The following is a 21,649-nucleotide window of genomic DNA, read 5'->3' as shown; positions in this document are numbered from 1 at the left end:
TAGTGCAGCGAAAACGAGAGGGGACTTTCATTGCAAGACAGGGTGGGCGAAAAAGCAGGTTGAAGCAAAAGAGACATCGATGCCCCTGTTGCCGACCCGGCGCTAAGATGTGCCCACTGTTGAAAAAAACCGGCGTCCGCTTAATAGCGGTCGCCGAGCCGTTTAAATACGGGTCTTGTCAGCCGTTTCGGCTTTTGTTCCGGCTTTTCCTTCAGTCCGGTGTAGGCGATGAGAATGGCTTTTGCCTCTGACAGCGGCATCCGAGCTGGAGGGTTGCGGTATGAATCGTTGAGAGAGCCAAGGTGCGGAAGGGCGGCGAAATCTTGTTTTGTCGGTGGGATGTGGAAGTAGTAGTCGCCGACGGCGACAAGCACGTCGGATTGCTGTTGGCTGTATCTCGGATTGCGGGAAAAATGGAGGCCCACTTTTTTCGCCTTGCCCTCCTCAAGCAGCTTCTCGATCGCTTTTTTCTTCAGAAGATAAAGAAACGAAGGGTTCAATGCTGTTTTGGCATGGCGGTTGACGGTAAAAATCGCTTTGGCAATATTGTCGACCGTCAATTGCACCGGTTTCATCGGCATGTCTCCTTTTTTCTTTTTTCTTTCTATTATAACATAGGAAGCAGCGTTGTTGCCCGGTTTGTCCTACTTCTATCCGGGGGTAAGCGAAAAAACGGTCAACTCCGGCGGAGCGAAGAAGCGAAGCGGCACCCTTGTTGTGCCAAGGCCGCGGTTGACGTACAACAAGAGTCCGCCGACGTGGTAAAACCCTTCATAATACCGCTCAGACAACGGCGGCGTGATGAGCGGTCCGATAAACGGCAACTGAATTTGCCCGCCGTGGCTATGGCCGGAGAGTTGAACGTGAATAGGGAAGCGGCGAGCCTCAATGGCACCGTCCGGCTCATGAACGAGGGCGATCGTATATGTCGCCCGCGGAATGCCGTTCGTCATTTTCGACCAGTCCGGGCGTCCGAGCATCATATCGTCGCTGCCGGCGATAGCGATCGCGTCATGGCCGCGCCGGACGAGTGCATGCTCATTGACGAGAACGCGGAACCCGGCTCGTTCCATCAATCGACGGTAAATATCTGTCCCGTAGCCGCCGTGATCATGGTTTCCGTAAATGCAAAATTTTCCAAGAGGAGCACGGACGCCAGCCAACGCCTCAGCGACCGCGTTGACGTGCGGATACCGGTTCGCCTCATGGAGCAGATCACCTGTGAATACGACGAGATCGGGCCCGAGTTCGTTGATGCGGCCGATAATGCGGTAAAAGCGTTTCAAGCCGTAATAATGGCCGAGATGGAGATCACTGAACTGCAGCAACTTGACGCCGGCAAACGACTTTGGGATCAGCGGATGCGACAGCGCATGGTGCGTCACGGTCAGCTCGGCTGGCTCAATCCAGCGGGCGTATCCAGAGGCGGCTGCCATCGCCAGCGCTGCGCTGAAACTTGTGCGCGCCAGCTTTTTCAAAAAGGCGCGCCGGCTTAGTTTGGTTGTTTCGATATGGTGCATCGTTTCGCCGTCCTTTCACAAGCAGCTTTATTATAACGAAAAGAGAGGGAAAAGGACAATAGGAGGACTAAGATGTTCGAATATTCCACTATTTTATGATATGATAAAAATGAATGAGTAATCAGTCATAGGAGGAGAAATGGATGAACGGAAAAGTGATCATTGTGACCGGCGGGTCGAGCGGAATGGGGAAATATATGGCGAAGCGGTTTGTTTCTGAGGGGGCCAACGTCGTCATTACGGGAAGGCGGGCCGAGGCGCTCGAAGAGGCCAAGCGGGAAATCGCCGCGCCGGATGGAGGGAAAGTGCTTACGATCCCGATGGATGTGCGCAACCCGGAACAAGTGGCGCACATGGTGGAGCGGACTGATGCGGAATTCGGCCGCATCGATGCCCTCATCAACAACGCGGCTGGCAATTTCATTTGCCCGGCGGAAAAGTTGTCGATCAACGGCTGGAACAGCGTCATTAACATTGTGTTAAACGGCACGTTTTACTGCAGCCGGGAAGTCGGCAACTACTGGATTCAGCGCGGCTTGAAAGGGAACATTATCAACATCGTTGCGACATATGCCTGGCATGCCGGCGCCGGGGTCATTCATTCAGCGAGCGCCAAGGCTGGAGTGCTGGCAATGACGCGCACGCTTGCTGTGGAATGGGGGAAAAAGTACGGCTTCCGCGTCAATGCGATCGCTCCCGGACCGATTGAGCGGACCGGCGGGGCGGAGCGGCTTTGGGAATCAGAGGAAGCGGAGCGGATGACGTTGGAAAGCGTGCCGCTCGGGCGGCTCGGGACGCCGGAAGAAATCGCGGCGGTCGCTTCGTTTTTGCTTTCGGATGAAGCCGCTTACATTAACGGCGCTTGCATCACAGTCGACGGCGGCCAATGGCTGAACCGGCGGCCGTTTTAATCAAATTTGCCATAAAGCAAGATGGTCCTCACCCAAAAGGGATTGCAGGCGGTATTTCTTCATTTATCGCGGGCAACCGGCTCATTGCACGCAACGGCCTTTGTCACAAGCGGATTCCCTGCTGTCAGGGGAGCCGCTTTTTTTACGAGTCAGGAACGATTGGGCAATTATGCTATAATAAAGGCAAAGATGGTCGATGGGGATGAGGTGAACACGATGGATGCATTAGACGTGATGGCCAACTTGCCGCAAGTGATTCCGCACTATCAACCGATTTTCAGCGCCGATGAGCATGGGGTCGTCGGCTATGAAGTGCTCGGTCGGTTTCAAACGGAAACAGGGCCGGTCAGCCTTGGGCCGTTTTTTCACGATGAAACCATTCCAGAAGAATTTCGCATCGAAGTGGATGATGTGATCACGAAAAAAGCGCTCGACTATTTTCTGTCGCTTGATGATCAAACGCTGCTCATTTTTTTAAACCGCGACGCCAACTTGCTGATGCTTGACCGCGGCGAGTCGTTTTTGCAGCTGCTTCTCTCCTATGAAGCGAAAGGGTTGGCCCCAAGCCGCATCGTTTTGGAAATCAACGAGCAGCATTTCAAGGGAGACGTCGATCAGCTCAGCCATTTATTGACGTATCTTCGTACATACGGCGTTAAAGTGGCGGTCGACAACATCGCCGAACATAGCATTCATCTTGAGCGAATCGGCGTCTTGTCGCCTGACATTTTAAAAATCGATTTGCGTGAATTGCGGAAAACGTCCGTTCATCAAGCATACCAGGAAATCGTTCACTCGATTTCGCTGTTGGCGCGCAAAATCGGAGCGACGCTCCTGTATGAGGACATCGAAACGTCATTTCAGCTTCAGTATGCTTGGCGGCATGGCGGCCGCTATTATCAAGGGTATTATTTGGCCAAGCCGGCGCCAGAGGTTGTGCCGCGCGATTTGTTGAAAGACTTGCTCCGCCAAGAGTGCCATCGCTTCATCCAGCAGGAAAAGAAAAAGCTTGAAACGCTGTATCAAATTGCTGAGCAGTTTCAGCAGCGGATCAGCGCGCTGCTTGGCAAATACAAAAAAGCCGCCGATTTTAACGAGCTCATTTCCCTGTTGGCCGGCGAGCTCGACGATGTTTGCTTCCGCATTTATGTTTGTGATGAGGACGGCTTCCAGCAGTCGGGCAATATGTTCAAGCGCGGCGGCCGGTGGGAGCTTCAGCCGCAATATTATATGAAAAACTGGAGCTGGCGCCCGTATTTTTTGGAAAACATTATTCGCATGCGCTCGCGCCGAAGAGGGATTTTGTCCGATTTATACACGGATATTGAAACAGGGGAAACGATCCGGACGTATTCGTATCCGATCGATGAGCGCCATTACTTGTTTATTGACTTGTCGTACAGCTATTTGTTTGAGCATGACGCCCATTATTGACTGCATAAAATCGCCTCATTGCGGCAAAGTAAACATGAGGTGAAACTTATGGCACAGTTAACTTTTGTGTTATCCGCCCTCTCTGTATTGATCGCGGTCATTGGGTTCGTCTATACGGTTCGCCTCGGACGCCAACAGCGTTGGCAAGGGGAGCTTGACGGGCCGATTCCGAAAACGGTCGAGGAGCATGCCTACTTGCGCAACCCGGTGTTCCTCGCTTACGTACTCGCTGTCTTGCTCGCCATTTTTGCCATTGGTTATTTGGCGTTGCGCTATTATTGAAAAAAAGGCCATTCCATTCATATGGGTGGCCTTTTTGCCTGTCCGCAAATGACGCTTTTTTCCACGACTTTTTTCCTTTGCCGGCGAATATATATGGAAGCGGAAGAGGCAAAGGGGGAATGGAGATGACGAAGCGGCTGCCGACAAGGCTGTCGGGCGAGGAAGCGGCGTTATTGCTTGACGTTTTGTTCAGCCAGCAATATGCACTCGAGCTCATCCGCTCCGAGCTGGCGGATATCGAAAACGGAGACAAGGAGGTCGATGAACACCGGTACCGGCAGCTGTTGCGTTTATACGACCGACTGTTGACAGAGGAAGAGGAAGGATAAAAATTGTTGTGCACTATCGCTATCGCAGGAAGCGATAGTCTTTTTTATGGTATGATAACAATGTGGAGAGGAGAAGATGCAGAAGAAAGGCGGAACATCGGCATGACATGGGAACACAATGAATTCATGCAAATGACTGTCAAGCCATTTCTGATTCCGGCGGATAAAGTGGCGCATGTGCAGCCGGGAAATTATTTGGATCATGCGCTGCTCGTCCTGACGAAAACCGGCTATTCGGCGATTCCGGTATTGGACACATCTTATAAGCTTCACGGGCTCATCAGCATGACGATGATGATGGATGCAATTTTAGGATTGGAGCGCATCGAATTTGAACGTCTCGAGACGATGAAGGTCGAAGAAGTGATGAACCGAAACATTCCGCGCCTGCGGCTTGACGACAGCCTGATGAAGGCAGTGGGGCTTATTGTCAACCATCCGTTCGTGTGTGTGGAAAATGACGACGGATATTTTGCAGGCATTTTCACTCGACGGGAAGTACTGAAGCAACTGAATAAACAGCTGCACAGGCCTAATGGCGGCCGGAAGCTAGGCCGAAAAGAGGCTGAACAATGAGCAGAAAGATAATCGTGTGCAATAACAAGAGCAGCTGGCTTTGGCTGATCAGTTCGGAAGCTGCGTGGCAACTTCCGCAAGTGCAAGCCTTCGAGAAGATATTTACAGCATTTTGCTCGATGAATTTGTGCTTGTCACAATGATCTCTGTTTTGCTAAAGTAAAAAAGAATACAGGTGTAAAGGAGGATATCGCCCATGAAGATGATGGACGCCAATGAAATCATTTCCTTTATTCAAAACAGCAAAAAATCGACACCAGTCAAAGTATACATAAAAGGGGATCTCGAAGGCATCGATTTCGGCTCAAGCGCCAAAACATTTATCACGGGCAACGTCGGCGTCGTGTTTGGCGAATGGCAAGACATTCAAGCGGCAATCGAAGCGAATCAAGACAAAATCGAGGACTATGTCGTCGAGAACGACCGCCGCAACTCGGCCATTCCGCTCCTGGATTTGAAAGGCATCAAGGCGCGCATTGAGCCGGGCGCCATCATCCGCGACCATGTCGAAATCGGCGACAACGCCGTCATTATGATGGGAGCGGTCATCAATATCGGCGCCGTCGTCGGCGAAGGAACGATGATCGACATGAATGCGGTGCTCGGCGGCCGGGCGACGGTCGGGAAAAACTGCCATATCGGCGCCGGCGCGGTGTTGGCAGGCGTGATCGAGCCGCCATCAGCCAAGCCGGTCGTCATTGAAGACGATGTGCTCGTCGGGGCGAATGCCGTTATTTTGGAAGGCGTCACGGTCGGCAAAGGAGCGGTTGTGGCTGCCGGCGCCGTTGTTGTCGAAGACGTGCCGCCGTATACGGTCGTGGCCGGCGTGCCGGCGCGCGTCATTAAGCAGATCGACGAGCAAACGCGGGCGAAAACGGAGATTAAGCAGGAGCTTCGCCAATTATAATCATCATAAAAGCTGTCCCTTCACACGAGGACAGCTTTTTTGCCCATGGAGGAGAGACGATGTCTGCGATCAGCCCATTTGTCGCCATTCGCCGCGACTTGCATCAAATTCCGGAGCTTGGGTTTCAGGAGTTTAAGACGCAGCAATATTTGCTTCGCTATATCCAGTCCCTGCCGCAAGAGCGGCTTCAAGTCCGGACGTGGAAAACGGGGATTTTCGTCAAAGTCAACGGAACATCGCCGCGCAAAACGATCGGCTACCGCGCCGATATGGACGGGCTGCCGATTCGCGAGGAGACCGGCTTGCCGTATCGGTCGAAACATGAAGGGCGCATGCACGCGTGCGGCCACGATGTGCATATGAGCATCGCTCTTGGTGTGCTCACCCATTTTGCTCATCATCCACTGAAAGACGATTTGCTGTTTGTATTCCAGCCGGCCGAGGAAGGACCGGGCGGAGCAAAGCCGATGTTAGAAAGCGACATCATGCGGGAATGGAAGCCGGATATCATCGTCGCCTTGCATATTGCGCCGGAATATCCCGTCGGCACGATTGCAACGAAAGAAGGGTTGCTGTTTGCCAATACGTCGGAGCTGTTTATCGATCTGAAGGGGAAAGGTGGCCACGCGGCGTTTCCGCATTTAGCGAATGACATGGTCGTCGCCGCCTGCGCATTGGTGACGCAGCTGCAGTCGATCGTCGCCCGCAACGTCGATCCGCTCGACAGCGCGGTCATTACGATCGGAAAAATTGCCGGCGGGACGGTGCAGAACGTCATTGCGGAGCACGCCCGGCTCGAAGGAACGATTCGGACGCTGTCGACTGCAGCGATGCAGAAGGTGAAGCGGCGGATTGAAGCGATCGTGCATGGCATTGAAGTCGCGTACGAATGTGAAGCATCCATCGATTACGGTGCCATGTACCATGAAGTGTATAATGATCCGGATCTGACAGCGGAATTTATGAAGTTTGCCAAGGCGCACGGCGGCGTGAATGTGATCCGTTGCAAAGAAGCGATGACTGGCGAAGATTTCGGCTATATGCTGGCGGACATCCCGGGTTTTATGTTTTGGCTTGGCGTCGCCTCACCATATGGGCTGCACCATGCAAAACTGGCTCCGAACGAGGAAGCGATCGACCGCGCCATCGCGTTTTTAATCGACTATTTTTCATGGAAAGGAAACGCAGAATGAAGTATAGTTCCGCCTCTAGCAACACACATTAATGAGTGTGAGGAGGTGGATTGTGATGGCGAAAATTGGTGTTGAGCCATCGTTGACGGACGTACAGGAAGCGTTGAAAGAGCGAGGATATGACGTTGTGCCGCTCCGAGGGGAGCAAGACGCAAGAGGCTGCGACTGCTGCGTCATTACCGGCCTGGACGCCAATATCGCCGGCATTCACAACATCGTGACGTCCGGTCCGGTCATTGAAGCGAGCGGGCTCACCGCAGAAGAGATTTGCCAAAAAGTCGAAGAAAAACTTCGCTGATGACGAACGTTCGGACTGTGTGCGCTGGCAGCCCGCTTTTGGGCGAAATGGCAAAATCGCATAGCGTAAAGGAATGGTGGAAAAGGAACGAAGAACGTTTTCGTTCCTTTTTCTTTTTTGCTAAAATAAGGGGAAGAAACAATGCTTGATCAACGATGGAGGAGTGTCAATGAAAAAGAAACAGTTTGCCGTCATCGGCCTCGGGCGCTTTGGCGGCAGCATCTGCCGGACGCTGAGCGAACAAGGGATGGAAGTATTGGCCATCGATATTGATGAAGACCGGGTAAACGAATTTGCGTCGATCGCTTCGCACGCCGTCGTCGGCGACACGACCGATGAAAACGTGCTGAAAAGTTTAGGCATCCGCAACTTCGACCATGTCATTGTCGCGATCGGCGACAACATCCAGGCGAGCATTTTGACGACCCTGATTTTAAAAGAGCTCGGCGTCAACCATATTACGGTCAAGGCAACGAACGATTACCATGAGAAAGTGCTGAAAAAAATCGGCGCTGACCAAATCGTGCATCCAGAACGGGACATGGGCGAGCGGATCGCCCACAACTTGATTTCCAACAACGTCCTAGATTATCTGGAGCTGTCGGACAAATACAGCATTGTCGAAATCGTGGCAAGCGAGCGGCTTGACGGCCATTCGCTTTTGGAGCTTGACATCCGCGCCCGCTATGGCATCAACATCGTCGCCATCAAGCGTGGAACAAGCGTCATCGTCTCCCCGCTCGCCTCGGAAATCATCCGCAAAGGCGACGTGTTGGTCGTCATCGGCGCTGACAGCGACATTGACCGGTTTGAGGAAAAAGTGGTCGGTTGACGGCTGGCAGGCGGCCTGTGCATGATGATGACGGAAAAAGGGCATCCTTTTACAAGGACGCCCTTTTTTCTTTAGATTTCCATGATGATCGGCAAAATCATTGGCCGCCGTTTCGTCCGCTCGTACAAGAACGGAGCGAGCGTTTCCGTAATTTCGTTTTTGATCTCCGACCATTGGTTCGTTTTCCGTTCCAGCACTTTTTCGAGATGCTTGGAGATCAACACTTGCGCTTCGCTGATTAAGTCACCTGACTCACGCATATAGACGAAGCCGCGAGAAATAATGTCCGGGCCGGCGGCGATTTTGAACTCTTTCATGTTGATGCTGACGACGACAATCACGAGCCCTTCCTCAGACAAAATGCGGCGGTCGCGCAAGACGATGTTGCCGATGTCGCCGACACCGCTGCCGTCGATGTAGACGGAGCCGGACGGGATCTTGCCGACGATGCGCGCTTCTTTGTCGCTGATGCCAAGCACTTCGCCGTTGTCCATAATAAAGCAGTTTTCCTCCGGCACGCCGCAGTCGATGGCGAGCTTGGCGTGCATTTTTTGCATGCGGTATTCGCCGTGGATCGGCATGAAATATTTCGGCTTCATCAGCCGGATCATCAATTTTTGTTCTTCCTGCCCACCGTGGCCGGACGTATGGATGTCGTTGAGCGGGCCATGGATGACTTCTGCGCCGGCGCGGTACAGCATGTTGATTGTCCGGTTGACGCTCACCGTGTTGCCCGGAATCGGCGATGAGGAAAAGACGACCGTGTCGCCCGGGATGATTTGAATTTGCCGGTGCGTGCCGTTGGCGATGCGCGACAAGGCGGCCATCGGCTCCCCTTGGCTGCCGGTGCATAAAATCGTCACCCGGTTGGCCGGCAGGCGGTTGATTTCGTTCGCGTCGACGAACGTGCCTTTCGGACATTTGATATAGCCGAGGTCTTGTCCGATCTCAATCGCCGCTTCCATGCTTCGACCGAAGACAGCGATTTTTCGGTTGTTGGCGACGGCTGCTTCCGTCACCTGTTGGAGACGGTGGATGTTTGATGCAAATGTGGCGAAAATGATGCGTCCTTCCACCTTGCGGAAAATGTCGTGAATGCTTTCACCGACGCGCCGCTCCGACATCGTAAAATGCGGGATCTCGCTGTTCGTGCTGTCCGACAGCAGGCAAAGAACTCCTTCTTTCCCAATTTCGGCCATTTTTGTCAAATTGGCCGGCTCGCCGACCGGCGTAAAGTCGAATTTAAAATCCCCAGTGTGAACGATTTGCCCGACTGGCGTTTTCACAACAATACCGTAGCTGTCCGGAATGCTGTGTGTCGTCCGGAAAAAGGTGACGGCCGTTTTTTGAAAGCGGATGACATCGTCTTCGCGAATCTCAATGAGTTTCGCTTGGCGCAACAATCCATGTTCCTCAAGCTTATTGCGAATCAGCCCAAGCGCTAATTTGCCGCCGTAAATCGGGATGTTCACCTGCCGGAGCAAATACGGAATGCCGCCGATATGGTCTTCGTGCCCGTGGGTGATGAACAGTCCTTTCACTTTGTCCGCGTGCTTCACTAAATAGGAGTAGTCTGGAATGACATAGTCGATCCCGAGCAGCTCATCTTCCGGAAACTTAATGCCTGCGTCAATGACAATGATTTCGTCTTGGAATTGTACGCCGTATGTATTTTTTCCAATTTCACCCAGTCCGCCGAGGGCAAAAACGCCAACTTGCTGATCTGTCAACAGCTTCATGATGAAATCTCCAATACTTGAAAGTTCGGGCTTTTCTTTTCGTATTCTAGATGCGCTCCCTCTAACGGCTGAATATACTCAATATTGATCGGACGGCCTTCGAGTTTTCGGCGTACATCCCGCTCTGATTCTGCTTCGATGTAGAGTGTTTTCGTTTTTTCTCTCACGGGCGCCTCGTCTGCGTTTTCTTGGTAAAACACTTTGAAAATCATCGTGAAATCTCTCCTTATCGTACAATGGTTGCTCTATCTATTATATAAGAATGTAACTTTCTTTTCATGTATTTTGTTGCCAAAAGCAAAAAACAGGCGTGAGATGTGCCGACGATATGCATCATCTTTGACGAATGTTGCCCGCTTTATTCGCCAAAGTGGGAAAGAAGCCCTTCGAATGGAAGGGCTGTTGTTGTAACGGTCAGGCGATCAATTTTTTCCGGAGCAGGTCTTTCCACTGTTGAAGCAGCTTTTTTTTCAGCTTTTTCAACATGTTTCATCACTCCTTACCTTTTATTGTACTCATTTTGCGGCGAAAGTAAATGTTCTATTATATATGATATGTAGGCGGAGGTTTGTTTTTCATGGGTAAAAATGGAACAGATCGTGCCTCTTGGTTGACATTCCGGGCGTTTTTCAGTACGGTAGACAATGAACAATTTTTTAACAAGGGGAAGTGAACGTGGGCAGAAAAATCGTCTTTTTCGACATCGACGGCACGCTTCTTGATGAGCAAAAGCAGCTGCCGCTGTCAACGATCGAAGCGGTTCGCCGCCTGAAGCAGTCGGGCGTTTATGTCGCCATCGCCACCGGACGCGCTCCGTTTATGTTTGAGCATGTGCGCAAACAGCTTGGCATCGATTCGTTCGTCAGCTTCAACGGTCAGTACGTCGTTTTTGAAGGGAACGTGTTATACAAGCAGCCGCTCCGGCGCGAGAAAGTCAGGGCGCTGACAGAGGAAGCCCACAAAAACGGCCATCCGCTCGTCTTTATGGATGCGGAGAAAATGAGAGCGAGCATCGGCGACCATCCGCACATCCACGTCAGCATGGCGAGTCTAAAATTCGCCCACCCGCCTGTCGACCCTCTTTATTATGAGAACAAAGACATTTATCAAGCGCTTCTGTTTTGCCGCGCCGAGGAAGAAGAACCGTATGTGCGCAACTATCCCGAATTTCGCTTCGTCCGTTGGCATGACGTCTCGACGGATGTGCTGCCGGCAGGGGGCTCGAAGGCGGAAGGCATCCGCATGATGATCGAAAAGCTCGGGATCGATAAGAAGGATGTGTACGCGTTCGGCGACGGATTGAATGACATTGAAATGCTCTCGTTCGTCGGAACCGGGGTGGCGATGGGCAACGCCCATGAGGAAGTGAAAAGGGTCGCCGACTTCGTTACGAAACCGGTCGATAAGGAAGGCATTTGGTACGGATTGAAACAGCTGCAGCTCATCCGATAAAAAGCGGCCTTGGCCTTTTCGGCGAGGCCGCTCGCCATTGACAGCGGGCTTTTTAGCGCCCGATTGGAATCGCCCCGTCCGGCACTTGAAACGGGTCATCGGGGTTGATGCGGTCATAGAACATAATGCCGTTTAAATGATCGATTTCATGTTGGAAGACGATGGCCGGCAGCCCTTTCAAGCGCAGTGTGACTTCTTCGCCGTCGATCGTCGTCCCAGTGACCGTGATGCGGGCATAGCGCGGCACATACCCTGGCACGTCGCGGTCGACCGACAGGCAGCCTTCCCCGGTCGTCAAGTAACATTGCTGGACGGAATGGCTGACGATTTTCGGATTGAACAAGGCGTAGCTGTACAGCGTCCCGTTTTCATCGGTGACATGGACGGCGATCATCCGCTTTGAGACGTTGATTTGCGGGGCGGCAAGGCCAATGCCGGGCCGCAGGCCGTATTTAGCTGCCAGCTCCGGGTCTTGGCTCATTTTCACGTAGTCAAGCAAGCTTTGCAAAATGCGCTTATCTTCCTCTGAAGGCGGCAACGGAACGGGTTCGGCGATTTTCCGCAATGTCGGGTGCCCCTCTTTGATGATGTCCTTCATCGTGATCATTCGCTTCGTTCACTCCCTACGTTTGGCATCGCTGTCTATCGTTTAGTCTAACAAAATGAGCATCGATCGTAAATAAAAACGCAACCGCACGAATATATTATTCGAGTATAAGGAAAACAATAAGACAAATTCGAGAAAACGTTTTCATTATCTTGTCAAGCCACTGTGTGTTTTATATTTTGTGAAAATATAATACAGAACTCATACAGATGGTGAGGAATGTAATATAACAGTTTGTGGGCGGAATATTGCCAATTCCAATTTCACCCAAAAAATAAAGCAAAAAAACATGAGAAATCAAAGTCGTTGACGGTTGATCCAAGAACGTGTAAACTAAAACTTGCAAATGCATATTGTACTAATTCAGTCTTGAAAAATAGTGAAACAGATTTCGGCGCCTTTGTTGCTTGTGTTGGCGCCGGATGGCGGCCGTTTTTTATTTCTCTTTCATTTTGGGTACATTAATAGTATATGGGCGAATGTATTCTCATTTCTAAAATTTCTAATGAAAGGCAGAGGTGAATAACATGGGTGTGAAAACCTCCCAGTTTCGATTTGCGGAGCAGCTCGAGAAAGTAGCCGAGCAGTTCCCGACGTTTCAAATTTTGAATGAAGAAGGCGAAATCGTCAACGAAGAGGCGATGCCGGAGTTAAGCGATGAGCAGCTGAAAGAGCTGATGCGCCGCATGGTGTATACGCGCATACTCGACCAGCGCTCCATTTCGTTGAACCGCCAAGGCCGACTCGGGTTTTACGCGCCGACCGCCGGGCAAGAAGCGAGCCAAATCGCCAGCCATTTTGCGCTTGAGAAAGAAGATTTCATTTTGCCGGGATATCGCGACGTTCCGCAAATCATTTGGCACGGGCTTCCGCTTTATCAAGCGTTTTTGTTCTCGCGCGGCCACTTTCATGGCAACCAAATTCCTGAAGGCGTCAACGTCTTGCCGCCGCAAATCATCATCGGCGCCCAATACATTCAAGCGGCCGGCGTGGCGCTCGGCTTGAAAATGCGGGGCAAAAAGGCGGTGGCCATTACATATACCGGCGATGGGGGCACATCGCAAGGCGACTTTTATGAAGGGATCAACTTCGCGGGGGCGTTTAAGGCACCGGCCATCTTTGTTGTGCAAAACAACCGCTTTGCCATCTCGACGCCAGTGGAGAAGCAAACGATCGCCAAAACATTGGCGCAAAAAGCGGTCGCTGCCGGCATTCCGGGCATTCAAGTCGACGGCATGGATCCGCTTGCGGTCTACGCCGCGGTGAAAGCAGCCCGCGAACGCGCCATTAACGGCGAAGGGCCGACGCTCATCGAAACGCTTTGCTTCCGCTACGGTCCGCACACGATGTCCGGCGACGATCCGACGCGCTATCGTTCGAAAGAACTCGAAAACGAATGGGCGAAAAAAGACCCGCTTGTCCGCTTCCGCAAGTTTTTAGAAGCGAAAGGTTTATGGAGCGAAGAGGAAGAAAACCGCGTCATCGAGCAGGCGAAAGAGGACATCAAGGAAGCGATCAAAAAAGCGGACGAAACGCCGAAACAAAAAGTGACCGACTTAATCAGCATCATGTTCGAAGAGCTGCCGGCGAACTTAAAAGAGCAGTATGAAATTTATAAAGAGAAGGAGTCGAAGTAAGCCATGGCGCAAATGACAATGGTTCAAGCGATCACCGATGCGCTGCGCATCGAGATGAGAAACGATCCGAACGTGCTGGTGTTTGGCGAAGACGTTGGGGTCAACGGCGGCGTATTCCGGGTGACCGAAGGGTTGCAAGCTGAGTTTGGCGAAGAACGTGTGTTTGATACGCCGCTGGCCGAATCGGGGATCGGCGGTTTGGCGATCGGCTTGGCCTTGCAAGGGTTTCGCCCAGTGCCGGAAATTCAGTTTTTCGGGTTCGTCTATGAGGCGATGGATGCGATTTGCGGACAAATGGCGCGCATCCGCTACCGCACTGGCGGCCGCTACCATGTTCCGATTACGATTCGTTCGCCGTTTGGCGGCGGCGTCCATACGCCAGAATTGCACTCAGACAGCTTAGAAGGACTCGTCGTCCAACAGCCGGGCTTGAAAGTCGTCATCCCGTCGACGCCGTATGATGCGAAAGGATTGCTCATCTCGGCGATCCGCGACAACGACCCGGTTATTTTCCTTGAGCATTTGAAACTGTACCGTTCGTTCCGACAAGAGGTGCCCGAAGGAGAGTACACAATTCCGATCGGCAAAGCAGACATTAAGCGTGAAGGGAAAGACATTACGATTATCGCGTACGGGGCCATGGTGCATGAATCGTTAAAGGCGGCGGCAGAATTAGAGAAAGAAGGCATTTCTGCCGAAGTCGTCGACTTGCGCACCGTGCAGCCGCTCGATATTGAGACGATCATTGGTTCGGTCGAAAAAACGGGCCGCGCCATCGTCGTTCAAGAAGCGCAACGGCAAGCCGGCATCGCCGCCAACGTCGTTGCTGAAATTAACGAGCGCGCGATTTTAAGCCTTGAGGCGCCTGTATTGCGCGTCGCCGCGCCGGATACCGTCTATCCGTTCGCTCAAGCAGAATCGGTGTGGCTGCCGAACTTTAAAGACGTGATCGAGACGGCGAAAAAAGTGATCAACTTCTAATGTGGACAAGTCCGGGGGAGCGAAGCGCCTTCCCCCGCTCATTTTCGGCAAACGATAGGAGGTCGACCTACAGTGGCATTTGAATTTAAGCTGCCGGACATTGGCGAAGGCATTCACGAAGGCGAGATCGTCAAATGGTTCGTCAAGCCGGGCGATGAAGTGAACGAAGACGACGTGTTGTGCGAAGTGCAAAACGACAAAGCGGTCGTCGAGATCCCATCTCCTGTCAAGGGGAAAGTGCTTGAGATTCTCGTCCCGGAAGGAACGGTGGCGACGGTCGGGCAAACGCTCATTACGCTCGATGCGCCGGGCTATGAAAACATGACGTTTAAAGGACAAGAACACGAAGAAGTGAAAAAAGAGGAAAAAGCGGAAACGGTGTCGAAAAAGGAAATGGTTGAGACCGCTGCTCCGAGCGCACCGGCGGCCGAAGCGGAAGCCGACCCGAACCGCCGCGTCATCGCGATGCCGTCTGTGCGCAAATATGCGCGTGAAAAAGGCGTCGATATCCGCCTCGTCCAAGGCACGGGGAAAAACGGCCGCATTTTGAAAGAAGATATTGATGCCTTCCTCGCCGGCGGCGCGAAAGCCGCGGCTGAGCCGACGCCGCAAGCGGCGGAAGAGAAGGCAGCGCCGCAAGCGCCAGCGGCGAAACCGGTTGTGCCGGAAGGCGAATTCCCGGAAACGCGCGAGAAAATGAGCGGCATCCGTCGGGCGATCGCCAAGGCCATGGTGCATTCGAAACATACGGCCCCGCACGTGACGCTGATGGACGAAGCCGATGTGACGAAGCTTGTTGCTCACCGAAAAAAATTCAAGGCCATTGCCGCGGAAAAAGGCATCAAGCTGACGTTCTTGCCGTATGTCGTCAAAGCGCTTGTTTCCGCGCTGCGTGAATATCCGGTGCTGAATACGTCGATCGACGATGCGACGGAGGAAATTATTCATAAGCATTACTACAACATCGGCATCGCCGCTGATACGGATCGAGGGTTGCTCGTGCCGGTCATTAAACATGCCGACCGGAAGCCGATTTTCGCGCTGGCGAAGGAAATCAACGAACTCGCTGAAAAAGCGCGCGAAGGCAAACTGATGCCAAACGAAATGAAAGGCGCATCGTGCACGATCACGAACATCGGCTCAGCCGGCGGGCAATGGTTTACGCCGGTCATCAACCATCCGGAAGTGGCGATTCTTGGCATCGGCCGCATTGCCGAAAAACCGATCGTCCGCGACGGTGAAATTGTCGCTGCTCCGGTCTTGGCGCTCTCGTTGAGCTTTGACCATCGGATGATCGACGGAGCGACGGCGCAAAAAGCGCTCAACCATATCAAGCAGCTGTTAAGCGATCCAGAATTATTATTAATGGAGGCGTAAAACGATGGTAGTTGGCGATTTTGCAATTGAAACAGAAACGCTCGTCGTTGGCGCCGGCCCTGGCGGCTATGTCGCCGCCATCCGCGCCGCACAGCTCGGCCAAAAAGTGACGATTGTGGAAAAAGGAAATTTGGGCGGCGTCTGCTTAAACGTCGGTTGCATCCCGTCCAAGGCGCTGATCTCGGCAAGCCATCGCTACGAGCAGGCGAAGCATTCCGAAGAGATGGGCATCAAGGCGGAAAACGTCACGGTTGATTTCTCGAAAGTGCAAGAATGGAAAGCGAGCATCGTCAAAAAATTGACGGGCGGCGTCGAAGGACTTCTCAAAGGCAACAAAGTCGACATCGTCAAGGGGGAAGCGTACTTCGTCGACGCCAATACGGTGCGCGTGGTCAACGGCGATAGCGCGCAGACGTATACGTTTAAAAACGCGATTCTGGCCACCGGTTCGCGTCCGATCGAGCTGCCGAACTTCAAGTTTTCCGGCCGCATTCTCGACTCGACCGGTGCGCTCAACCTCGGGGAAATCCCGAAATCGCTCGTTGTCATCGGCGGCGGCTACATCGGCATCGAACTCGGTACGGCTTACGCCAATTTTGGTGCGAAAGTGACGATTCTTGAAGGGGCCGGTGAGATTTTATCCGGCTTTGAAAAGCAAATGGTGTCCATCATTAAGCGCCGTCTGAAGAACAAAGGGGTCGAAGTTGTGACGAATGCGCTCGCAAAAGGAGCCGAAGAGCGTGCAGACGGCGTGACGGTCACGTATGAGGCGAACGGCGAAACGAAAACGATCGACGCCGACTATGTGTTGGTGACGGTCGGCCGCCGACCGAATACAGATGAACTTGGTCTTGAACAAATCGGCATCAAAATGAACAACCGCGGCTTGATTGAAGTGGACCAACAATGCCGGACAAGCGTGCCGAACATTTTCGCCATCGGCGACATCGTTCCAGGCCCGGCGCTTGCTCATAAAGCGTCGTATGAAGGGAAAGTGGCGGCGGAAGCCATCGCCGGCCATCCGTCGGTAGTGGATTACATCGCCATTCCGGCTGTGGTCTTCTCCGATCCGGAATGCGCCTCGGTCGGCTACTTTGAACAACAGGCGAAAGAGGAAGGCATCGACGTCATTACGGCGAAATTCCCGTTTGCCGCCAACGGCCGCGCTCTGTCACTCAACGATACGGACGGTTTCCTGAAGCTTGTCGTCCGCAAAGAAGACGGCGTTGTGATTGGAGCGCAAATCATCGGCCCGAACGCCTCAGATATGATTGCTGAGCTTGGGCTGGCCATTGAAGCCGGCATGACGGCGGAAGATATCGCGTTGACGATCCATGCCCACCCGACGCTTGGCGAAATCGCCATGGAAGCGGCGGAAGTGGCGCTTGGCACGCCGATTCATATCATTGCGAAGTAACGGAAAACGAAGGTGCCCCAAACACAGCGGGGCACCTTTTTCCTGCGGTGCAATAAGCAGGAAACATCATCCAGAAGCAAGATGATTGGCAGAAAAGAAATGAATCTGCGGCGACAGCTGTATGTTCGCCTGTTGCTGCGCCCGGTCGACAGTCTTTTGTCCAATGGAGCGGCCTGGTCCATTTCTTGTCCAATTTCCCATACTATTTTCCGCTCTCGCTTCATATCGTTATGGTAAAGAACAAGCGGGAGATGGAGTTGAAATGAAAGCTTACGTTGCATTTTTGATGCAGATGATGATTTGGAGCAGTTTCTCATTGATCGAGTGGCTGTCAGGAAGAGACCGCCTGTTTTTCCGCGGGCTGATGCTGTGCATCTTTATGTACATCGCGTTTTTGCTGGCCCGCCAGCTCGGCTTGGCGACGCGCAAGGCGGCGCTGACGACGATTGGGACGGCGGCGGTGTACTTTGCCGGTCAGCATGTCATTTGGCAGGCCGTTCAATAAAAAACAGCGGTCGAATGCCCGCTGTTTACGCGCTGCCAAACACCATTGTCCGGCCGCTGAACAAGTGCAGTTCACCGCCGAGCGTTTTCGCCAGCCATTTGCTGAATTCATTGGCCTTCCCTTTATCCCCATGCGTCGCCCCCGGCGGCAGTGCGATGTCAATGAATGTCTCTTCTCCAGCTGTTCGCACGGAAATCGCCATCCCTTTGTACAAACGGCCGTCGCCTTGCAAGTAGAGAACGGATTCGTGTATGCGGACCGTATACGGGAAAGCGGCCTGTTCGTACGCCCAACCAAGCTGTTCCCCTGTCTTTTTGAGCGCCATCTGGTAGCGCTCGAGCAGCTGTTTGACGTCCTCGATGGTCATCGTTTTCCCCGCAGGCAGCTTTAGATCGGTGTTCATCATTCCTTCCCCTCCCACCATTTCCATTGCGTCTTTATCCTTATTGTACCATATGTTGGCGGACAATAAATGGAAAAAGAGCGGTTTCAAAAAAGTTCTTTTTTATTAAATGTGATATACAAATTAGGATTGACAATTGAAATGTGATATATTATTATGAAATCAACAAGCGAATTTATCATCACAAAGGGGTTTTGGGGATGGGCACGATCGTATGTCAAACGTGTGATGCGACGATTGCGTATTTCGAAGATGAAAAAGTGACAACGCTTTATGGGAAATGTGATTGCTGCGAGCATGACCATGAGGGCGGAGAAAAAGAATAAAACGGTCAAACCGATGGGGGAAAGGAACGGATAGAGGCGCGCATGTCGACAAGTCACATGCGCGCCGTTTATTTTTGGCAAACAAGCACAAGCCAGGCAAACCGGCTTGTGCGGTCAGCGGATCGGTTTATATTCCTTAATGACACGCAACGTCTGCAGCGTGTCGTCTTCCGGCCCTTGGACAGGGAGGCCGGCAGCCAAGTTCGTCTCAATATACTTCAAGTTTTCTTCCGTGATGATTTCGCCTGGAATAAAAATTGGAATGCCAGGCGGATACACCATCACAAATTCGGCGATGATTCGGCCGGCCGATTCGTGAAACGGCACGACTTCCGTTTCGGCGTAAAACGCATCGCGCGGCGTCAAGGCGAGCGCCGGGATGTCCGGAAGGAGCACTTTCGGCTTGATCCCTTTCTCTGCCTGATGGCTGAACTGCTTCGACAAGCGGCGGAGCGCTTCAACGAGCAGGCTCGCCTCCCGTTCGGTATCGCCCGGGGTGATGATGCACAAAATGTTGTATAAATCGGAAAGCTCGACTTCAATGTTGTACGTTTCGCGCAGCCACCGTTCGACGTCATGGCCGGTCAGCCCGAGCTCTTTAACCGAAATGATGAGCTTTGTCGGATCGTAGTCGTACGTTGCTTCCGTGCCTAAAATCTCTTCGCCGACGCAGTACAAATATGGAATCTCGTTGATTTGCCGGCGCGTCCAGTCGGCGAGTCGAATGGCTTTGTCGATGAGTTCACGCCCTTTCGTCGCCAACTGTTTGCGGGCGACATCAAGCGAAGCGAGCAACAAGTACGACGTTGAAGTCGTCGTCAGCATGCTTAAAATCGCCTGCACGTGTTTCGCGGAGACGAGTCCTTCGCGCACATTCAAAATCGAGCTTTGCGTCAGCGATCCGCCGAGCTTATGGACGCTTGTCGCCGCCATATCGGCGCCCGCTTGCATCGCTGAGAGCGGCAAGTCCTCATGAAAATGAATGTGCACGCCGTGCGCTTCGTCGACAAGCACCGGAACGTTGTACGAGTGGGCGATATCGACGATTTTTTTCAAATCGCCGGCAATGCCAAAGTACGTCGGGTTGATGACGAGCACCCCTTTGGCGTCCGGGTGCTGGCGGAGCGCTTTTTCCACTGCTTGCGGCGTAATGCCATGGGAAATGCCAAGCTCCTTGTCGATTTCGGGATGAATGAAAATCGGCGTCGCTCCAGAAAAGACAATGGCCGACATGACCGATTTATGGACGTTGCGCGGCACGATGATTTTATCGCCCGGCCCGGCGACCGACATGACCATCGTCATGATGGCGCCGCTCGTTCCTTGCACGGAAAAAAACGTATAATCGGCGCCGAACGCTTCGGCAGCGAGCTCCTGCGCCCGTTTGATCATCCCTTTTGGATGGTGCAAGTCATCGAGCGGGCTGATGTTGATTAAATCAATCGCCAAGGCGTTGTCTCCGATGAAAGCGCGAAACTCCGGATCCATGCCGGCCCCTTTTTTATGGCCGGGAATGTGAAATTGAACCGGATTTTTTTTCATATGCTCCAACAAACCGGTAAACAATGGTGTCTCGAGTTGCGACAATGGTTTTTCACACCTCTTTATCTCGAGGATAAAACAAGTGCATTATAGCATGGATTTTTCCGTTTGCAAAGAAGAAATGAATGGACGCTGAAAAAGGAAAACAGCGGTTCAAGAGAGAAATAAAAGAAAGACAAAACAAAAAGGGGGCGTTATCGAAATGAAATGGAGAACGAGGGTGACAGAGCTGCTCGGCATTACATATCCGATCATTCAAGGGGGACTCGCTTACTTGGCGTACGCTGATTTGGCCGCAGCGGTCTCGAACGCCGGTGGGCTCGGACAAATTACGGCGATGTCGCTCGATGGACCGGAGCAACTGCGCGAGGAAATCCGCAAGGTGAAGGAAAAAACCGATCGGCCGTTCGGCGTCAATTTCGCCATTGGCCAGCACGGCCGCCCGTTTGCTCATATGCTTGAAGCAGCGCTTGATGAGGGGGTGCCGGTCGTTTCGGTCACCGGCGGCAATCCAGCGCCGTTTTTTGAACAATTGAAAGGAACGAACGTGAAAAAGCTCGTGCTCGTTGCCGCCGTCCGCCAAGCAGTGAAAGCAGAGGAGCTCGGTGCTGATGCGGTGATGGTCGTCGGTCAGGAAGGGGGCGGGCATCTCGGCAAATACGATACTGGCACGTTCGTCCTTATTCCGAAAGTCGTTGACTCCGTATCGATTCCGGTCATCGCCTTGGGCGGCATCGCCGATGGACGCGGGTTGATGGCGGCATTGGCGCTTGGAGCGGAAGGGATTGAGATGGGAACGCGGTTTATCGCCACGAAAGAATGCGTTCATGCTCATCCCGCATATAAAGAAATGATTCTCAACGCCACCGAAAACGATACGGTCATCATTAAACGGTCGCTCGGGGCGCCAGGGCGGGTGCTGGCCAACGCCTGGGCGGAAAAAATATTGGAAATCGAGCGCCAAGGCGGTACGTATGATGATTTAAAAGAATATATTAGCGGAGAAGCGAACCGGCGCTTCATTTACGAAGGAAAGGTGGACGAAGGATTCGCTTGGGCCGGGCAGGCGATCGGGCTCATTCACGACGTTCCGTCCGTCGCTGAGTTGTTTGCCCGCATGATTGAAGAGGCGGAACAAATTCGGCGCCGTTGGGCAAACTAACGGTGGAGGTGGAACAATGGGTTATTCCTATCCATTTTCCTACGACTGGTCAACACAAGAAATCATTGATGGTCATAGTTCCCCTTGGATTATCGCTGTGGTATCATTCGAGCCACAACGGAAGCGCGGTAGGTAAACGCACAAATTAGTTGCATACACCCCTTTTTCCACATAATATAATATAAAACAAAATGAAGCAGCACATTCGTGACGGGCGCC

Annotated in this window: 25 protein-coding genes; 17 read left to right on the top strand and 8 right to left on the bottom strand. The window is 52.6% G+C overall.

Annotated features, from left to right (window positions below; genetic code table 11):
- Positions 1-140: 140 nt before the first annotated feature.
- The gene (locus CWI35_RS05020; protein ID WP_014195334.1) at positions 141-575 is read right to left on the bottom strand and encodes a YkyB family protein; all 435 of its coding nucleotides are present in this window, start codon (positions 573-575) and stop codon (positions 141-143) included.
- A 75-nt stretch (positions 576-650) separates the two neighbouring features.
- Positions 651-1,520, bottom strand: a complete 870-nt coding sequence (locus CWI35_RS05015) for a metallophosphoesterase (RefSeq protein ID WP_020278634.1) — start codon at positions 1,518-1,520, stop codon at positions 651-653.
- Between the two features lie 143 nt (positions 1,521-1,663).
- On the opposite strand from CWI35_RS05015, the gene fadH reads away from it, so the two are divergent.
- The 9 genes from fadH to CWI35_RS04970 all read left to right on the top strand — a co-directional run bounded on the left by fadH (position 1,664) and on the right by CWI35_RS04970 (position 8,282).
- The gene (gene fadH / locus CWI35_RS05010; RefSeq protein WP_013523307.1) at positions 1,664-2,431 is read left to right on the top strand and encodes a 2,4-dienoyl-CoA reductase; all 768 of its coding nucleotides are present in this window, start codon (positions 1,664-1,666) and stop codon (positions 2,429-2,431) included.
- A 216-nt stretch (positions 2,432-2,647) separates the two neighbouring features.
- Complete coding sequence (locus CWI35_RS05005) at positions 2,648-3,865, top strand: EAL domain-containing protein (protein WP_011230545.1); 1,218 nt, start codon at positions 2,648-2,650, stop codon at positions 3,863-3,865.
- Between the two features lie 48 nt (positions 3,866-3,913).
- Entirely contained in the window at positions 3,914-4,147 is a 234-nt protein-coding gene (locus tag CWI35_RS05000; protein ID WP_011230546.1) for a hypothetical protein, read from the top strand.
- Positions 4,148-4,272: 125 nt separating this feature from the next.
- Positions 4,273-4,476: an antirepressor AbbA gene (abbA, locus tag CWI35_RS04995; protein WP_013145903.1), complete on the top strand. Its 204-nt coding sequence runs from the start codon at positions 4,273-4,275 to the stop codon at positions 4,474-4,476.
- A gap of 102 nt (positions 4,477-4,578) precedes the next feature.
- Positions 4,579-5,052, top strand: coding sequence for a cyclic-di-AMP-binding protein CbpB (gene cbpB / locus CWI35_RS04990; protein ID WP_011230548.1), 474 nt, complete (start codon positions 4,579-4,581; stop codon positions 5,050-5,052).
- A 196-nt stretch (positions 5,053-5,248) separates the two neighbouring features.
- Complete coding sequence (gene dapD, locus CWI35_RS04985) at positions 5,249-5,959, top strand: 2,3,4,5-tetrahydropyridine-2,6-dicarboxylate N-acetyltransferase (RefSeq protein WP_011230549.1); 711 nt, start codon at positions 5,249-5,251, stop codon at positions 5,957-5,959.
- A 59-nt stretch (positions 5,960-6,018) separates the two neighbouring features.
- On the top strand, positions 6,019-7,152 hold the full coding sequence (locus CWI35_RS04980; protein WP_011230550.1) for an N-acetyldiaminopimelate deacetylase: 1,134 nt from the start codon (positions 6,019-6,021) through the stop codon (positions 7,150-7,152).
- A 55-nt stretch (positions 7,153-7,207) separates the two neighbouring features.
- Positions 7,208-7,450, top strand: coding sequence for a YkuS family protein (locus CWI35_RS04975; protein ID WP_011230551.1), 243 nt, complete (start codon positions 7,208-7,210; stop codon positions 7,448-7,450).
- A gap of 169 nt (positions 7,451-7,619) precedes the next feature.
- Positions 7,620-8,282, top strand: coding sequence for a potassium channel family protein (locus CWI35_RS04970; protein WP_011230552.1), 663 nt, complete (start codon positions 7,620-7,622; stop codon positions 8,280-8,282).
- Positions 8,283-8,353: 71 nt separating this feature from the next.
- On the opposite strand, the gene rnjA is transcribed toward CWI35_RS04970, so the two are convergent.
- The 3 genes from rnjA to CWI35_RS18690 all read right to left on the bottom strand — a co-directional run bounded on the left by rnjA (position 8,354) and on the right by CWI35_RS18690 (position 10,514).
- Complete coding sequence (gene rnjA / locus CWI35_RS04965; RefSeq protein WP_011230553.1) at positions 8,354-10,021, bottom strand: ribonuclease J1; 1,668 nt, start codon at positions 10,019-10,021, stop codon at positions 8,354-8,356.
- Positions 10,018-10,233, bottom strand: coding sequence for a DNA-dependent RNA polymerase subunit epsilon (locus CWI35_RS04960; RefSeq protein WP_011230554.1), 216 nt, complete (start codon positions 10,231-10,233; stop codon positions 10,018-10,020). Before CWI35_RS04960 ends, rnjA begins: the two co-directional genes overlap by 4 nt.
- A gap of 146 nt (positions 10,234-10,379) precedes the next feature.
- The gene (locus CWI35_RS18690; RefSeq protein ID WP_014195339.1) at positions 10,380-10,514 is read right to left on the bottom strand and encodes a hypothetical protein; all 135 of its coding nucleotides are present in this window, start codon (positions 10,512-10,514) and stop codon (positions 10,380-10,382) included.
- Between the two features lie 176 nt (positions 10,515-10,690).
- Here CWI35_RS18690 and CWI35_RS04955 point away from each other — a divergent pair, with 176 nt between their 5' ends.
- Complete coding sequence (locus CWI35_RS04955) at positions 10,691-11,473, top strand: Cof-type HAD-IIB family hydrolase (protein WP_020278630.1); 783 nt, start codon at positions 10,691-10,693, stop codon at positions 11,471-11,473.
- A gap of 52 nt (positions 11,474-11,525) precedes the next feature.
- Here CWI35_RS04955 and def read toward each other — a convergent pair whose 3' ends face one another.
- Positions 11,526-12,080, bottom strand: a complete 555-nt coding sequence (gene def, locus CWI35_RS04950) for a peptide deformylase (RefSeq protein WP_011230557.1) — start codon at positions 12,078-12,080, stop codon at positions 11,526-11,528.
- A gap of 527 nt (positions 12,081-12,607) precedes the next feature.
- Here def and pdhA point away from each other — a divergent pair.
- The 5 genes from pdhA to CWI35_RS04925 all read left to right on the top strand — a co-directional run bounded on the left by pdhA (position 12,608) and on the right by CWI35_RS04925 (position 17,997).
- Positions 12,608-13,717, top strand: a complete 1,110-nt coding sequence (gene pdhA / locus CWI35_RS04945) for a pyruvate dehydrogenase (acetyl-transferring) E1 component subunit alpha (RefSeq protein WP_014195342.1) — start codon at positions 12,608-12,610, stop codon at positions 13,715-13,717.
- Positions 13,718-13,720: 3 nt separating this feature from the next.
- A complete protein-coding gene (pdhB, locus tag CWI35_RS04940) occupies positions 13,721-14,698 on the top strand; it encodes a pyruvate dehydrogenase complex E1 component subunit beta (RefSeq protein ID WP_119877533.1) in 978 nt (325 codons plus the stop codon).
- A 72-nt stretch (positions 14,699-14,770) separates the two neighbouring features.
- Positions 14,771-16,075 (top strand): dihydrolipoamide acetyltransferase family protein, encoded by a 1,305-nt coding sequence (locus CWI35_RS04935; protein WP_013145897.1) that lies wholly within the window; start codon positions 14,771-14,773, stop codon positions 16,073-16,075.
- Positions 16,076-16,079: 4 nt separating this feature from the next.
- The gene (gene lpdA, locus CWI35_RS04930; protein ID WP_060788367.1) at positions 16,080-17,492 is read left to right on the top strand and encodes a dihydrolipoyl dehydrogenase; all 1,413 of its coding nucleotides are present in this window, start codon (positions 16,080-16,082) and stop codon (positions 17,490-17,492) included.
- A gap of 262 nt (positions 17,493-17,754) precedes the next feature.
- The gene (locus CWI35_RS04925; protein ID WP_011230562.1) at positions 17,755-17,997 is read left to right on the top strand and encodes a hypothetical protein; all 243 of its coding nucleotides are present in this window, start codon (positions 17,755-17,757) and stop codon (positions 17,995-17,997) included.
- 25 nt (positions 17,998-18,022) lie between these two features.
- On the opposite strand, the gene CWI35_RS04920 is transcribed toward CWI35_RS04925, so the two are convergent.
- Positions 18,023-18,403 (bottom strand): DUF1885 family protein, encoded by a 381-nt coding sequence (locus CWI35_RS04920; protein WP_013145895.1) that lies wholly within the window; start codon positions 18,401-18,403, stop codon positions 18,023-18,025.
- 197 nt (positions 18,404-18,600) lie between these two features.
- Here CWI35_RS04920 and CWI35_RS04915 point away from each other — a divergent pair, with 197 nt between their 5' ends.
- Positions 18,601-18,726, top strand: a complete 126-nt coding sequence (locus CWI35_RS04915; RefSeq protein WP_025949695.1) for a GapA-binding peptide SR1P — start codon at positions 18,601-18,603, stop codon at positions 18,724-18,726.
- A gap of 114 nt (positions 18,727-18,840) precedes the next feature.
- Here the strand turns inward: CWI35_RS04915 and CWI35_RS04910 are convergent, their stop codons facing one another.
- Positions 18,841-20,313: an aminotransferase class I/II-fold pyridoxal phosphate-dependent enzyme gene (locus CWI35_RS04910; RefSeq protein ID WP_011230565.1), complete on the bottom strand. Its 1,473-nt coding sequence runs from the start codon at positions 20,311-20,313 to the stop codon at positions 18,841-18,843.
- A gap of 157 nt (positions 20,314-20,470) precedes the next feature.
- Here CWI35_RS04910 and CWI35_RS04905 point away from each other — a divergent pair, with 157 nt between their 5' ends.
- Complete coding sequence (locus CWI35_RS04905) at positions 20,471-21,430, top strand: NAD(P)H-dependent flavin oxidoreductase (protein ID WP_119877532.1); 960 nt, start codon at positions 20,471-20,473, stop codon at positions 21,428-21,430.
- Positions 21,431-21,649: the final 219 nt, after the last annotated feature.

The sequence above is a fragment of the [Bacillus] caldolyticus genome (assembly GCF_003595605.1).
Taxonomy (GTDB): domain Bacteria; phylum Bacillota; class Bacilli; order Bacillales; family Anoxybacillaceae; genus Geobacillus; species Geobacillus thermoleovorans.
Note: the sequence above shows the minus strand (reverse complement) of the source record. Positions and strands in the feature narration are given on the sequence as shown.